Origin of the sequence: Burkholderia savannae (assembly GCF_001524445.2) — a bacterium.
Classification (GTDB): domain Bacteria; phylum Pseudomonadota; class Gammaproteobacteria; order Burkholderiales; family Burkholderiaceae; genus Burkholderia; species Burkholderia savannae.
On sequence record NZ_CP013418.1, the window covers coordinates 631,804 to 645,931 of the forward strand.

13 protein-coding genes and 2 pseudogenes are annotated in these 14,128 nt (G+C 68.2%); 4 read left to right on the plus strand and 11 right to left on the minus strand.

Going from position 1 to position 14,128, the window contains the following annotated elements:
• Positions 1–51: 51 nt before the first annotated feature.
• The gene (locus tag WS78_RS23790) at positions 52–1,287 is read right to left on the minus strand and encodes an NADH:flavin oxidoreductase/NADH oxidase family protein (protein WP_059582034.1); all 1,236 of its coding nucleotides are present in this window, start codon (positions 1,285–1,287) and stop codon (positions 52–54) included.
• Positions 1,288–1,364: 77 nt separating this feature from the next.
• On the opposite strand from WS78_RS23790, the gene WS78_RS23795 reads away from it, so the two are divergent.
• Positions 1,365–1,823: a MerR family transcriptional regulator gene (locus WS78_RS23795; RefSeq protein WP_038745477.1), complete on the plus strand. Its 459-nt coding sequence runs from the start codon at positions 1,365–1,367 to the stop codon at positions 1,821–1,823.
• 58 nt (positions 1,824–1,881) lie between these two features.
• Here the strand turns inward: WS78_RS23795 and WS78_RS37765 are convergent, their stop codons facing one another.
• Positions 1,882–2,184 (minus strand): cysteine hydrolase family protein, encoded by a 303-nt coding sequence (locus WS78_RS37765; protein ID WP_226377299.1) that lies wholly within the window; start codon positions 2,182–2,184, stop codon positions 1,882–1,884.
• 125 nt (positions 2,185–2,309) lie between these two features.
• On the opposite strand from WS78_RS37765, the gene WS78_RS37770 reads away from it, so the two are divergent.
• Both WS78_RS37770 and WS78_RS23805 read left to right on the plus strand, forming a co-directional pair.
• Complete coding sequence (locus WS78_RS37770; protein WP_226377300.1) at positions 2,310–2,561, plus strand: hypothetical protein; 252 nt, start codon at positions 2,310–2,312, stop codon at positions 2,559–2,561.
• Positions 2,555–3,121 (plus strand): annotated as a pseudogene (locus tag WS78_RS23805) (substrate binding domain-containing protein); the annotation flags it as partial. The gene WS78_RS37770 and the pseudogene WS78_RS23805, both read left to right, overlap by 7 nt.
• A 93-nt stretch (positions 3,122–3,214) precedes the next feature.
• Here the strand turns inward: WS78_RS23805 and WS78_RS23810 are convergent.
• The 6 genes from WS78_RS23810 to WS78_RS23840 all read right to left on the minus strand — a co-directional run bounded on the left by WS78_RS23810 (position 3,215) and on the right by WS78_RS23840 (position 8,904).
• Entirely contained in the window at positions 3,215–3,475 is a 261-nt protein-coding gene (locus WS78_RS23810) for a hypothetical protein (RefSeq protein ID WP_059582030.1), read from the minus strand.
• Positions 3,472–3,903 carry an acetyltransferase gene (locus WS78_RS23815; RefSeq protein WP_038745466.1) on the minus strand — a complete coding sequence of 144 codons (432 nt, stop codon included), beginning with the start codon at positions 3,901–3,903 and terminating at the stop codon, positions 3,472–3,474. Before WS78_RS23815 ends, WS78_RS23810 begins: the two co-directional genes overlap by 4 nt.
• A gap of 493 nt (positions 3,904–4,396) precedes the next feature.
• Positions 4,397–4,744 carry a hypothetical protein gene (locus tag WS78_RS23820; protein ID WP_038745463.1) on the minus strand — a complete coding sequence of 116 codons (348 nt, stop codon included), beginning with the start codon at positions 4,742–4,744 and terminating at the stop codon, positions 4,397–4,399.
• Between the two features lie 13 nt (positions 4,745–4,757).
• Positions 4,758–6,734 carry a carboxypeptidase regulatory-like domain-containing protein gene (locus tag WS78_RS23825; protein WP_059582025.1) on the minus strand — a complete coding sequence of 659 codons (1,977 nt, stop codon included), beginning with the start codon at positions 6,732–6,734 and terminating at the stop codon, positions 4,758–4,760.
• An 85-nt stretch (positions 6,735–6,819) separates the two neighbouring features.
• Complete coding sequence (locus tag WS78_RS23830; protein WP_059582022.1) at positions 6,820–7,722, minus strand: metal-dependent hydrolase; 903 nt, start codon at positions 7,720–7,722, stop codon at positions 6,820–6,822.
• A gap of 294 nt (positions 7,723–8,016) precedes the next feature.
• Positions 8,017–8,904, minus strand: a complete 888-nt coding sequence (locus tag WS78_RS23840) for a M24 family metallopeptidase (protein ID WP_038745457.1) — start codon at positions 8,902–8,904, stop codon at positions 8,017–8,019.
• 852 nt (positions 8,905–9,756) lie between these two features.
• On the opposite strand from WS78_RS23840, the gene WS78_RS23845 reads away from it, so the two are divergent.
• Positions 9,757–11,505 (plus strand): cation:proton antiporter domain-containing protein, encoded by a 1,749-nt coding sequence (locus WS78_RS23845; protein ID WP_038745455.1) that lies wholly within the window; start codon positions 9,757–9,759, stop codon positions 11,503–11,505.
• Between the two features lie 149 nt (positions 11,506–11,654).
• Here WS78_RS23845 and WS78_RS38390 read toward each other — a convergent pair.
• The 3 genes and pseudogenes from WS78_RS38390 to WS78_RS23860 all read right to left on the minus strand — a co-directional run.
• Positions 11,655–12,017, minus strand: a pseudogene (locus tag WS78_RS38390) (5' nucleotidase, NT5C type); the annotation flags it as partial.
• Between the two features lie 73 nt (positions 12,018–12,090).
• A complete protein-coding gene (locus WS78_RS23855; RefSeq protein WP_059582014.1) occupies positions 12,091–12,861 on the minus strand; it encodes an SDR family oxidoreductase in 771 nt (256 codons plus the stop codon).
• A gap of 49 nt (positions 12,862–12,910) precedes the next feature.
• Entirely contained in the window at positions 12,911–13,912 is a 1,002-nt protein-coding gene (locus tag WS78_RS23860) for an arabinose ABC transporter substrate-binding protein (protein ID WP_059582247.1), read from the minus strand.
• Between the last annotated feature and the right edge of the window lie 216 nt (positions 13,913–14,128).

The following is a 14,128-nucleotide window of genomic DNA, read 5'->3' on the forward strand; positions in this document are numbered from 1 at the left end:
GCGCCCGCTGCAGGCGAGCGCGGGATGTCCCGCCGCCGCAACGGCGCCTGGCTAACGCGCCGCCCGCGCGGCCGTCCAGCGCCGATAACGCCGCGTCTGGCAGGACGTGGACAACTGCTGCAGGAGCAGCGCTCTCAGCGGCGAGACGCGCGGATTCGTCACACGCCCCTCACTGAGCCGCTTCAGCTGAAACTTGACGACCGCCATGTTGGCGAGCGAGCCCAGCACCTTGTTCTTCCAGACGATCGGACGCAGCGCCGGCGCGTTGTTTCCGCCCGCCAGCCAGTCGCGCGGCAGGTTCGGATCGACGGACAGCGCGGTGGCGATGCCGACCATCGCGACGCCGCTGTCGACGACCTGCTCGGCGACCGCGCGGCGGCGAATGCCGCCCGTGACCATCAACGGCATGCGCGCGGCCGCAGCGATGTCGCGAGCGAATTCGAGGAAATAGGCTTCGCGGGCGAGCGTGCGGCCGTCGCGCGCTTGTCCCTGCATCGCCGGGGCCTCGTAGCTTCCGCCAGACAGTTCGACCAGATCGACGCCGAGCGGATTGAGCATCTCGACCACGCGCTTCGCGTCGTCGGAGCTGAAGCCGCCGCGCTGGAAATCGGCGGAGTTCAGCTTGACGGACACCGCGAACCCGGGCGATACCGCGTCGCGCACGGCGCGGACGATGTCGAGCAGCAGGCGGGCGCGGTTCTCGATGCTGCCGCCCCACCGGTCCTGGCGGCGGTTCGTGATCGGCGACAGGAACTGGCTCAGCAGGTAGCCGTGCGCGGCATGAATCTGCACGCCGGTAAAGCCGCTTCGTTCCGCCAGCCGCGCGGCCTGCACGAAGCGGCGCTGCACGCCGGCGATGTCGTCGTCCGTCATTTCCCGCGGCACCGGAAACTGCTTGGACAGCGCGCCGAGCGCCAACGGCACCGCGGACGGCGCGAGCGTGGTCTGGCCGAGCGCGGCGGCCATCTGGCGGCCGGGGTGGTTGATCTGCATCCAGATGTGCGCGCCGTGGGCGCGCGCGACTTCCGCCCAGCGCCGGAAGCGGTCGAGGTGGGCGTCGTCCTCCAGCACCACGCCGTTCGGGCCCGTCATCGCGCGGTGATCCACCATGACGTTGCCGGTCAGGATCAGGCCGGCCTTGCCCTTCGCCCATGCGTCGTACAGGCGCAAGAGCGCGTCGGACGGCGCGTGGTCCGCATCCGCCATGTTTTCTTCCATGGCCGCTTTGGCGAGACGGTTCGGAATCACCGCGCCGTTGGGGAGAACGAGGGGAGTGAAGAGCTTCATGGGGAGCACCCGCGGTTGACGACATCGTGACCTTAAGCTTAAAGTCAACTTCAATGTCAAGTGCCGGGAGGGCGCGAATGAAGATCGGCGAGCTCGCGCAGTTGAGCGGCGTGACGGCGTCGCGTATCCGGTTCTACGAGGCGAGCGGCTTGCTGCAGCCTGCGCAGCGGCAGGCGAACGGCTATCGGGAGTATGCGCCGGACGCGTTGACGCGGCTGGAGATCATCGTCGGCGCGCAATGCGCGGGTTTCTCGCTCGACGAAATCCGGGCGATTCTGCCGCCGGATCTGGACAAGTGGCCTCGCGAGGAATTGCTGCAGGCGCTGCGGCGCAAGATCGACGAAATCGAGCTGCTGGAGCAGCGTCTCGCGAGCAGCAAGCGCCAGCTTGTCGCGCTCGCCGACGAGATCGATCACAAGGCGGACGGCGAGGATTGCGCGGGCAGGGCGAAGCGCGTGCTGGACAAGATGAATCGACGGGCCGCCGAGCAATCGCCGGTGGAGCTTCGCAGCCGTCCGAAGAGAAGGCGCGCTTGACCGGCGGGGTCGCCGCACCCGCCGCACCCGCCGCGCCACGAACGACGATCCGAATCCCTCATGCGGAAGCCAGCGGCGCTTCCGTCACGACTTGCGCGATTTGGCTTCCTTCCGGCGTGGCCCAGTCGCCCGAGGGTTGCCTGACGATCCGGCTCGGGCCGGCGAGCGCGACGCCGTGACCTTGCGTGCGGCGCCGGGCCATGCCGTCGACGATCGTGCCGGGCGGGCCGTCCGCATCGGCGACGGCGGGCACGCCGCAGCCTTCGCGCACGACGCTCAGCGCCGGGAGCGCCGGGAGCACTGTGCACACGTCGTTGGTGACGCCGGCGACGATGAACTTGGTGCGCCCGGTCGCCTTCACGGCCGCCGCGAAGCGTTCGTCGCCCATCGCGGCGACGATGCCGGCGAGCGCGGATTCGCGCCGCGTACCCGGTGGGCGGGATAGATCCGGGTTCGTTCAACGGCAGCGCCTGCGCATGTCCCTCCATGCCGGAGGTCGGCGCGGCCGGCATGCTCGGGATGCGCGCGGTCTTCGCCGGCATCGGCGAGGTGCGCTTCATGTCGCTGAACGGCATGGACTTGACTCAGCCCATGGCGCCGATCCGATGGTCGATCAGCGCAAGCGCGGCGTGCTCGCCATCGAATCGCTCGCAGCCCATGTTGAAACGCCGTTGCGCTCGGGTTGACGCGGCGTGCAGCGGCGAGCCGGCGAAAAGCATGACCTTGGCGCCGCCGTGACCTACCTGGCGCCGCTGATCGCCGAGTTCGCCGCCCTCTATCCGGGCATCACGTTCGATTTCGATCTGACGCCCAGGCGCGTCGATCTCGTCAGCGAGCCCTTCGACGTGGCGATCCGCATGGGGGAATCCGAAAGCTCGCAGCTCATCGCGCGCCCGCTGGCGTCGCTCACGCCGCATCTTTATGCATCGCCGGGCTACCTCGAACGATCGGGCGAACCGGCAAAGCCCGCCGATCTGGCGCGGCACGAGTGCCTGGGCATCCTGAGAGCGGCCTCGTGGACGCTGCGCGACGGACGCCGAGAGACGACGGTTTCGGTGGGCGGGCGCTTCACGCTGAACAGCGTCGGGATGATCCGCCGCCTGGCGACGCTCGACATGGGCATCGTCCTGATGCCGGAGGAAGTCGTCGCCGACGAGCTGGCGAGCGGGAAACTGCGCCGGATCATGCCCGGATGGCACGGCGTGCCGATGCCCGTCTATGCGATCACCGAGACTCGTCTGCTGCCCGCGAAGACACAGCGGTTCATCGAGTTTCTCCGCGAGCGGCTGGGGCGGTAGCGTGCGGTGCGTGCAGGTCCGGCCGCCGGCGCGCTGCGCGCGCCGGGCGCGGCTTGCCGACGTCGGCCCGTGGGGCCCGGGAAAACGCGGCGATCAGCGCTGCGGCACGAGCATGCGCGACAGCCATTTGCCCCGGTCGCCATTGGTTCCGGTCGATATGGCAGCGCCGAAAATGCCGCGCGCCGGATCGTCGTGCGCGTGAGCGCGCCGCCATCCCGGATCGAAGCGGCTGGCATGACCGTCCGGCCATTGGGCGACGAGCGCGCCTTCGGCATCGATTCCGGCCGTCGGAGGGCGCGGCTTGGCGATGGGCCGGAGCGCACGTCGCGGCAGATGCCCGACCGCGCGAATCAATACGCCATGTGAATCAACGGAAACGGTCTGCCGGCCGAATCGGTTTCCGAGCGCCCGACGTCCTTGAATCCGTATCGGCGATAGAAGCCGTGGGCCAGCGGATTCTGTTCGTTGACGTCGACGCTCAGGCGAGGATGCTCGGCCCTGACATGGTCGAGCAGGCGCGTCCCGACACCCTGGCCGACCAGGTCCGGATCGACGAACAGCATTTCGATTCGCGCGCCGTTCGCACCGACGAAGCCGGCAATGCGGCCGTCGATGGCTTCGTCGATCCATACGGTGACGTTCGGCAGGTAAGTGTTCCGGACTTGCGGATATAACTCCCGGATGTCCTGTTCGCTCAGGAAGGTATGCGTCGCGCGCACCGAACGGTGCCAGATTTCCGCGAGTACGGGATTGTCCGTGGAAAATCGACTGCGAATGCTCATGGCGATAGAAAGTAATTGATTGATGGCCGGTTATTTTAAGGATTTATGCATGCGTGTATATAGGAAATAAGGAAATAGCGTCAAGACGGGAGCCATTCCCCATGCGTTGCCCGGTCATTCAGTCGGCCCGGATTAATCGAGTCGGCCAATCGGGCGACGCAGCGGGTGATGATCGATATCGGGAAAATGCATGATCTCGATTCATATCGATCGACGCCGCTTATTGTGGCGCAGCGCGAATTCGCATTTCAAATCGTGGACGAGCGAGATGCAAGCGTGCCTGCCATATGCGACATGGCCGACTTTTCGTCATGGAATTTCGGCTATCGCCACGAACGATTCATTTGCAACGGGAGCCTCGGCGCAGCGCGCGTCGGCGATCCGATCGAAACGGAAAAGGCGCGACGCGGCAGGCGCGGCGGCCGGGGCGCGAGCGAAATCCCTCGGGCCGGTCCCGCACGTGCGGCGGACCGGCGCTTCGCCTACCTGCCGATCATGCGTCTTGCGGCACGTGCCGCCGCACGCACAGCCGCGCAACGATCATCACGACGATCCACGTGACGCCGAACGACGCGAGCATGAACCCGGCATCCACGCTCACGCCGTCGAATAGCCGGCGCGCATAGATCGGCAGCGGCGCGCGATAGGCGTCGTACGACGGGGCGATCCCGGCCGCGGCGATCGCGCACGCGATCGCGTAGCGAAGACGATTGCCGATACGTGCGCGCGCGATGCGCGCGAACCCGCGCGCGAGAGCGATGAACGGCAGCCCGTAGACGGCCAGCAGCGGCGCCATCAGCACCGTAATGAGCAGATACAGCAGGAAAGTTTGCATGTCCATGGCGGGTATTCGCTTAGTGTGTCGAACGATCGGCGCGCGAGGCGACGAGCTGGACGGGGCCGGCCTGAATCGCGCCGGCGCGATTCGATCCGGCGCCGGCGAGCATTGCGCGGCTTCCCGCCGCTCGGCTCGACGCTTGCCGCTCGGCCGGCAAGCGATCTGACGCGTCGCCGGCAGCGGCCGCCGCCGCGCTTGCCGTACCGCCCGCCGCCGCGCCGCCGCGCTCGCCGTCCGGATACAGGCAGATGAACGACGCGCGCGCGCCTTCGATCCCGTACGCGGGCAGATTCGACGAACTCGAGCACACCGCGCCGTCCTGCGTGAACGACATGTCGCGCAGCCACGTGACGCGCGTCGGCAGCGGATACGTGACGAAGGTCCGGGTGGACGGCGCGAAGCGGAAGATCCGATCGGACATGTTCGACGTGATCCACACGTCGCCCGTCTTCGGATTCACGTTCAGCGCATACGGCACTTCGTATTCGTTGTGCGCGAGAAGCGGCAGCTTGTAGGTTTCGAAGCGATGCGTGCGCGGATCGAATTTCATCAGCCCGCCGTCGTCGAACGCCGGAATCCACAGGTTGCCCTGCGGATCGAAGCGCAGCCGTCGCGGGCCGCTGAGCGGCGTGTCGAATTCGGTGACGTCGAGCGTCGCCGGATCGATGCGGCCGATCTTGTTCGCATAGAGCTTCGCGTACCAGATCGAGCCGTCGAGCGGATTCACGTCGATGCCGTACGGGAACGGGAACGCGTCGCGGCCCTGGAATGCCCACTTGTGATGCGTGAGCGCGAGGTGCAGGTTCTGCCCCGGGAACCACGCGGCCATCTTCACGATGAGCGGAAACAGATAGTGCGACACCGCGCGCCAGAACCCGCCGTCGGGCAGATGGATGATCGTGAACGTCTCGGTCTTAGGATCGAAGCGCGCGACTTCGTTCGACGCGACGATCGTGAACCAGACGATGCCCGCGCGGTCGATGCGGAGCGTGTGCGGATACAGATGCGAGTGGCCGAGCGGGTAGAGCTTGAAGCGCTTCGTCGCCGGATCGAACGACGCGAGCGTCGACGACAGCGCGTTCGTGATCCAGAACCGGCCGTCGGCCCCCTGCGCGAGGCTGTGCGGCCCGTGCTTGCCGCTGAACACGCCGATCGGCAGCTGCACGCCCGAGAATATGCCGCCCACCGGCAGATCGACGTCGGGCTCCTTCCATTCGCTGAGCTTGCCGCTCTTGCGGTCGAGCTCCCAGATCTTGTCGTGGCCTTCGTCGGCGCCGTACAGATGATCGTCGGAGCCGACGTCCGCGTCGTGGATGAACGTGAGGCCGTCGCCTGCCGCCCATTCCCGGATCTTCGCGGGCGCGAGCTGATCGTCATACAGGTATTTCTCGACCGCCGCGACCGCGCGGCCGTCCATTCCCTCGTGCAGCGCGTGCGTGATGTCCCGCGCCTGATTGTTCGTGAGGAGCGCCGCGTAGCCCTCCATCCGGCGCACCGTCGCGCCCCACGCGGCCTCGTCGCGCGGCGTGCGCGTGAGCGCATTGCCGACCTGGTGGCAGTAGTTGCACTGGCTGATGAACGCGGTCCGCGAGTCCTGGCTGGGCCACGACAGCGCGCTCAGATGCGCGGACGCGGGCAGGCTCGCGGACAGCTCGTCGGCCACCGTCTGCCGCTCGAGCGAGAAGTCGAGCGTCTTGCGCGCGCCGGACGCAAGCGCGAGGCTCTGCGCCGCATCCTTGAAGTACGGCGTGCGGGCGCGTACGCGCAGCTCGCCCGCGAAGTCGACGGCGATGCCGTAGTGGCCGTTGCGGTCGGTGTAGACGGTGTCGCGGCGCGTCTGCGCCGCGTCGAACACGGTGACCATCGCGCCCGGCAGCGGCTTGCCGTCCGACGAGACGGTGCCCGTCAGCGTGCCCGCCGCGGCGCCGAGGCTCACGGCCTGCGCGCCGAGCAGCAACAGCGGCGCAACCCGTTTCAAGCGAATGTCGATCATGGGTGATGTGGTGTAGGCAAAGAAAATCGATGAATGGGTGGAACCGTGCGGGCGGCGGCGAACGAGGCGGGCGATCGAGGGGCGCTCAAGTCGTCTTTTTCGCGCCCCAGTTGCCGCCGTGCGCGGCCGCCTGCGTGGCGGGCGAGCGCGCGAGATAGTCGAGCGCGAGCTCGGTCGAGCCTTCGCCGTGCGGCGTGTACGCGGGGTTGAAGTAGCGCAGCGCGGCGCCGATCGTCTTCCAGAACGACGGCAGGTGCGCGCGCCGCGAGCCGCGCTTCCACGCGCGCACGAAACCGGGATAGCGGCCGGCCTGCGGATCGCGCGTGTACATGAACTTCGAGCCCATCGACACGAACAGGATCAGCAGCACGATCGCGAGCAGCATGTGGAACGCGCGGCCGAAGTAGCCGCCGCCCATGTAGCGATGCAGGTCGAACGCGACGGTGCCGTGCTCGACTTCCTCCGCGCCGTGCCAGCGCAACAGGTCGAGCATCGCCGGATCGGCCTGCGCTTCGTCGAGCTCGCGCGCGTTCAGCACCCAGCGGCCGAGGTACGCGAAGAAATGCTCGAGCGCGGCGATGATGCCGAGCTGCTGGCGCAGCCAGAAGCGCGTGCCGCCGATCTTCAGGCCGAGCGGCGTCTCGCCGAGCACCTTGCTGAAGAGCCAGGTCAGGCGTTTCGTGTACGGCTGCGTGTCGACGCCGTGCCGCGCGTAGCACTGCTTCGCAACCGCGTGATGCGAGCGCGAATGCACCGCCTCCTGGCGCAGGAAGCCGTCGGCGTCCGCGTGCAGCGCCGGGTCGTCGATGAGCGGCAGCGCCTTGTTGTACACGCGGCAGAACCACAGCTCGCCTTCCGGGAACAGCAGGTTCAGCGTGTCGATGATGTGCGTGCTCTCGGGGTCGCCCGGAATCCACTGAAGCGGCGTCGCGCTGAAATCGAACTTGACGTGACGCGCCTTGATCTGATGGTGCTTGCCGACTGCCATGTGTGCCTCCCTGTGGTTTGAATTCATCGGACGGCGTGCGGCCGTCCCGTATCGCGTGTGGCTGGAGAATGCGGGGCCGCGCGGGCGCGGCGGCCGGCGCCGCGCGGGGCGTCGAGGCGTCGAGGCGTCGCGTGGCCGGATGCGGCCGTCGCGCGCGCCGCCGCGGCGTCCGCGTCGTTCGCGGCATCGGCGTGGCGTTCGCGGCGCCCGGCGACGTCCGCGGCGCGGATCGTCTTCGTCGTGTTCGCCGCGTGTCGCATGACGCGTTCCATCGCGCGTTCCTCGCGCATCCGCTCATGCCGCGTACTCGAGCGCGGCATGAGCGGCCGTTTGCCGGCGCCGCCAGCGGCGCACGTGCGGCAGATCGTCGTCGAGCCAGTACGCATCGTCGGCGGTGACGACGAGCAGCTCCTCGAACTTCGCGCCGACGCCCGCGAACCCGAGATGCGGCTCGACCGCCCAGAGTCCGGGCGTCGGCGCGTGCTCGGAGCGGCGCTCGGCCGACCAGAGCGGCGACCAGCCTTGCGCGCGGCCCGCGCGCATCTGCTTCGCGACGAGGTTCAGCGCGAAGTCGACGCCGAAGCGCGCGACGAAGCGCGGCTTGCCGCCGGTGGCGATCCGCTCGATCCGGTGCGCGAGCACGTGAAACGGATACGCCTTGTGGCGCGGCTCGACGCCCTGGCGGCGGCAGAGCGCGTCGACTTCGCGCGCGACGTCGGCGAGCGTGCGGCGCGCGTTGACGAGCGTCACGATCAGCTCGCGATGCGCGATCAGATCGTCCTGGATCTGCGCGAGAATCGGGTTCTCGCCAAGGCAGGTCGTGTAGCCGACGTCCGCGACGAAGCCGTCGACGACGGGCGCGATGTCGAGGATCACCGGCATGCCCGGCTCGAGGCGGCGATCGCTCGGGAAGAACGCCGGATTGAAGCCCGCGAGGTGCGTGAGGCCGGAGAAGCCCGCGAATGCGGTGCGTTCGCCGAACCACGCGAACGGCTTGTGCCCCCAGTTGCGCACGCCGTGGTCCTGTGCCCATTCGGTCAGGAGGCGCACCGCGGTTCTCTCGGTGATGCCGGGGTAGAGCATGCCGCCGACGGTTTCGACGCAGCGATACGCGAGCTGCTGCAGCGCGCGGAACGATTCGAGCTCGTCCGCGCGGACTTCGGGCAGCGGGTGGTCGGCCATGATCGATTGCCTCCTAGTCGACGCCGGTTCGCATCGGCGACGCCGTCGCGGCGTCCGCCGGGATTCACCGGCAACCATTACATTGAACGATGTAACGATGATAATCGCTTGATCGGCGAGCACCAGCCGTTTCGCGTGGGGATTTTCCCTGATGCGGCGATGGGAATATCCGGGGCTTTGGAAATGCCGGAGAAGAGGGCGTGTCGCGCGCTGTTTGATTGCCGGTCGGAAAGCAATATGGGTAGGGCATTCAGACGAATCGTCATGGTTCGATTTCGAACGGATTCGGTGAAGTGCGACGGATGGTCGCGGCAATGGCGGTGAAACTCTTTTTCTGAATGCTTTCCAACAGAACGAGTTTTGATTCGCTATGAACCGAATGAAACTTGATTTGAATCAAGGACGGGATGACTAATTCGGATTAAGCGGCGATCCGAATTCATTCGACGAGGCGATGGCGGCCGTCCGCAGAATGTTCGTGGTGCCGGCCCATCGGAGTCAGAGTCAGAGTCAGAGTCAGAGTCAGAGTCAGAGTCAGAGTCAGAGCGGCGGCCGGCGCGACAGGCGACATCCGCGCGCAGCCGCGCCGCAAGGCGATGCGGGGCTGATTCATTCTGCGCGCCGCATGTGTGCAGTGTGCGCGCGCACGCTCGGGCGCGAATCCCGCTGCAAGGCCGGAGGCCGGCAAGCGCGCCGCCGGCCGGGCCGCTCGCCCGACCCGGCGCGCCGCTGCGGCCGCCCGCCGCGTTCTCGGATCGCTCCCCCCGGCAAATTTTGGTCAGTTCGCACATTTGCCGCCGCGATCCCTTATCCTTGAAGTCTTACGAAAACGTTACATCGAATGGAGCACGGATGCCTCATGACGTCAGCCTGATTGCACTGCTCGCGGCCGGTTTCGGTCTCGCGATGATCCTCGGTTACTTCGCGTCGCTGCTGAAGATGCCACCGCTCGTCGGCTATTTGCTCGCCGGCATCGTGATCGGCCCCGGAACGCCCGGCTTCGTCGGCGATCTCGCGCTCGCGCAGCAACTCGCCGAAATCGGCGTGATGCTGTTGATGTTCGGCGTCGGCCTGCATTTCTCGCTCGGCGATCTGCTCGCCGTGCGCAAGATCGCGCTGCCGGGCGCGATCGTCCAGATCGCGGTCGCGACGGCGCTCGGCGCCGGGCTCGCGCTGCTGTGGGGCTGGAACGTCGGCGGCGCGCTCGTGTTCGGCCTCGCGCTGTCGGTTGCGAGCACGGTCGTGCTGCTGCGCGCGCTCGAAGGGCGCGGGCTCGTCGAATCGGTCAACGGGCGGATCGCGGTGGGCTGGCTTGTCGTCGAGGATCTCGTGATGGTGCTCGTGCTCGTGCTGCTGCCGCCGCTCGCCGCGCTCCTCGGCGGCGGCCCTCAGGCGCACGGCGATGCGGCCGCGCAGGCGGCCGAGGCGGGCGGCAGTCTCTGGAGCGCGCTCGGCGTCACGCTGCTGAAGGTCGCGGCGTTCATCGCGCTGATGCTCGTGGTCGGCAAGCGCGTGTTTCCGCGCATCCTGTGGCTCGTCGCGCGCACCGGCTCGCGCGAGCTGTTCACGCTGTGCATGATCGCGGCGGCGGTCGGCGTCGCGTTCGGCGCGGCGAAGCTGTTCGACGTGTCGTTCGCGCTCGGCGCGTTCTTCGCCGGAATGATGATGCGCGAATCGGAGTTCAGCCGCCGCGCCGCCGACGAAACGCTGCCGCTGCGCGACGCGTTCTCGGTGCTGTTCTTCATCTCGGTCGGCATGCTGTTCGACCCGCGCGTGCTGATCGACGAGCCGCTGCACGTGCTCGAAGTCGCGGCGATCGTCGTGGTCGGCAAGACGCTCGCGGCGGTGGCGCTCGTGCTCGCGTTCCGCTACCCGTTGAACACGGCGCTCACGGTCGGCGCGGGCCTGGCGCAGATCGGCGAGTTCTCGTTCATCCTCGCGAGCCTCGGGCGCGGGCTCGGGCTGCTGTCGGCCGAAGGGCAGAGCCTGATTCTCGCGGTCGCGCTGCTGTCGATCGCGCTCAACACGCTGCTGTTCGCGGCGATCGATCCGGCGCTCGCGTGGATTCGCCGGCACTCGGCGTTCGCGCGCCGGCTCGAGTCGCGCGACGATCCGCTCGCCGCGCTGCCGATGTCGACGCCGCAGACGCATCTGACCGGGCAGGTCGTGATCGTGGGCTACGGGCGCGTCGGCACGCGGATCGCGCAGGCGCTCGACGCGCGCGGGATCGCGTACGTCGTCGTCGAGCAGAATCGCGAGACGGTCGAGAAGTTGCGCGTGGACGGCGTCGCGGCGGTGTCGGGCGACGCGATCGAGCCGATCGTGCTCGTGCAGGCGCACATCGCGCGCGCGGGGATGCTCGTCGTCACGCTGCCGGACGTGTTCGACGTGCGGCAGATCGTCGACATCTCGCGCACGCTGAATCCGGCGATCGAGATCGCGCTCTGCACGAACAGCGACGACGAGGCGGCGCTGCTCGCGAACGAAGGGATGGGCGACGTGTTCGTCGGCGAGACCGAGCTCGCGCGCGGGATGACCGAGCACGTGCTTGCGCGGATGGGCGCGGATGCGGGCAGGGTGCGGCCGGCGGCCGCGCATTGATCGTTGGACGGACGCGCGCGCCGGGCGCGTGCGCGCGTTCGGTTCGTTTGGTTCGTCCGGTTCGTTTGGCGCGGGCGTGGCGGCGAAGGCGGCGCGCCGGAGAGCACGCCTTGTTCGGGAAAGCGCCGGAACGGCGGGCGGTTGTCGTCGGTCAGGAGACCGGCGGCGACGGTGCTCTTGTCGCCGCGAAACGCGATGTTCGACGGCGCGATGAACGGCAAATGCCTGCGCGGCCAGCGAAACTTGAATTCGCACGAGTTCGGAAATTCCATCGCCGCGCTCGTCAACAGGACCTCGAATCGGGCGGTGTCTCGAAGGAGCGGCCTTCGGCGACGGCCGCCTCCATCATCTGCGCATGCCCCGGCGCGACGAAGTTCGCGGGATCGCGCCCAGCGCATGCTTGCCATGACGGTTCGCAACGATGCGTCGCGCGATATGCCATGCGGGCCGCGCGGAAAACGCATCGGCGCCGTGATCACGGCGGCGTCCGCGTCGGCCGCGATTCGAATCATCCGGCGCGTCTGCGGTCACGCCGGACGTTCCGGTGGTTCGCACGCGCGGCGCGAACGCATCGTTCGCCGCACGTCAATAGAACGATTCGAGCGTCAGTTCCTGCGCCATCACCCGATTGCCGGCGAGCAGCCCGCCGTCGACGGGCAGCGTGACGCCCGTGATCGCGCGCGCCGCGTCCGACGACAGGAAAAAAGCCGCGTTCGCGACGTCGTCGGGCGTCGCGAAGTCTTCGAGCGGATACCACTTCTTCAGTTGCTCGAACACCTGCGGGTTCTGCCGCACGCGCGCTTCCCATGCGGGCGTCTTCACGGTGCCCGGACAGACGATGTTCGCGCGCACGCCCTCTCGCCCGTATTCGATCGCGAGCGACTTCGCATAGCTGATGAGTCCCGCCTTCGCCGCGCTGTACGCCGGATGGCCGAGCGCGACGACGCCGTTCACCGAGCCGACGATCGTGATCGCGCCGCGCCGGCGCGCGCGCATCCCGGCGAGCGCCGCCTCGACGCTCACGTAGGTCGCGGTCAGGTTCGCGTCGAGATCCGTGCGCCACGACGCGCTCGTCGTCGTGCGCAGCGTCGCCGACGCGGCGGTGCCCGCATTCGCGACGAGCACGTCGACGCGCTCGCTCGCGAGCGCGGCCGCGAGGCGCTCGGCGTCGGTCAGGTCGTCGACGACGGGCGCGACGGCGGCGCCGCCGAGCGTGTCGACGAACGCGGCGAGCGCCGCGCGGTCGCGGTCGAGCGCGAGCACGCGGTCGCCCGCGGCGAGAAAGCGGCGCACGAGCGCCTGTCCGATGCCGCCCGCGGCGCCCGTGATCAACGTGGTGCGTGTCGTCATGCGTATTCCTCCGATTCGAAGCGGACTGTCGACGCCGCCCGCCGCGCGGCGCCGCTCACAGCCCGAGTTGCGCGCGCGCCGTTTTCTCGTTCGCGCGCGTGATCAGCGTGCCGGACGTCAGCACGAGCGGCGGCGGCGTCCGGTTCCGGGTGATCCAGTCGTACATGTTGACCGACGTGTCGTAGCCGTGCTGTCGCGGATTCAGCAGGATCGAGCCGAAAAAGCCCGTCGGCTTCGGTTTCGCGAACTCGTTCATCGCGACCTGGCTGCCGTTGATGCCGACCGCGATCATGTTGTCCGCGCCGATGCCGCGACCTTCGCCCGCGCGCACCGCGCCGACCGTCGTGTCGTCATTCGATCCGAACGCAACCCAGCGCTTGAAGTTCCGATGCTTGGTGAACGCGATGTTCGCGGCGTTGAACGCGCCTTCGGTGTCGGCCGTCATCTCGGGCGCGTCGACGACGTTCGCGGCCGGGAAGCCGGCTGCCTTCAGCGCGTCGACGGCGCCCGCCGTGCGCTCGCGCGCGGTCGGCAACTGGTCGTACGCGAGCCGCAGCACGCCGACCTCGGCCGGATTCCAGCCGCGCCGCTTCGCCTCGGCGGCGAGCGCGTCGCCGACCTGCCGGCCGATCTTGTACGCGGAGATGCCCATGTGCGGCACGCCCGCCAGCGTCGCGCCGCGGCCGTCGACGAGCTGGTCGTCGACCGACATCAGCTTCATCCCGTAGCGCTTGGCCTTCGCGGCGATGCCCGGGCCGAGCTTCACGTCCGGCGCGCAGATGATCACGCCTTGCGCCTTTTGCGCGGCGAGGCTATCGAGCGCGGTCGACACTTTCTCGCCGCTCGGCGCGGCGATCTTCACGAGCGTGAACTGCTTGTCCTTCGCCGCTTGCTCGGCGAAGCGCCATTCGTCCTGAAACCAAGGGTCGTCGGGCTGCTTGACGACGAAGCCGATCTTCACCGGCGCGGCGCCTTGCGCATGCGCGAGGCCCGCCGCCGACAGGCCGGCGGCGACGCTCGCGCAGACGAGGGCGGCTCTGGACCAACGCGATCCCATAAGCGTCTCCTTCGTGCTCCGTTTTGAATGGATGCGGCCTTGCGAGCCGCGCACGGCATGCATGTCGTGCGGCAGATTGTAGGCGGCGGGAAAGCGGGCTTCCAAATAATGCGAGGTGATCCTAAAGAATGGGACCGCCGGGGGATGGGGGGGTTGTTCGTGCAAGTGCCGGTTGCGGGATGCGGCCGCGCGGATGGCGACGAAGCTCAGCGAAGT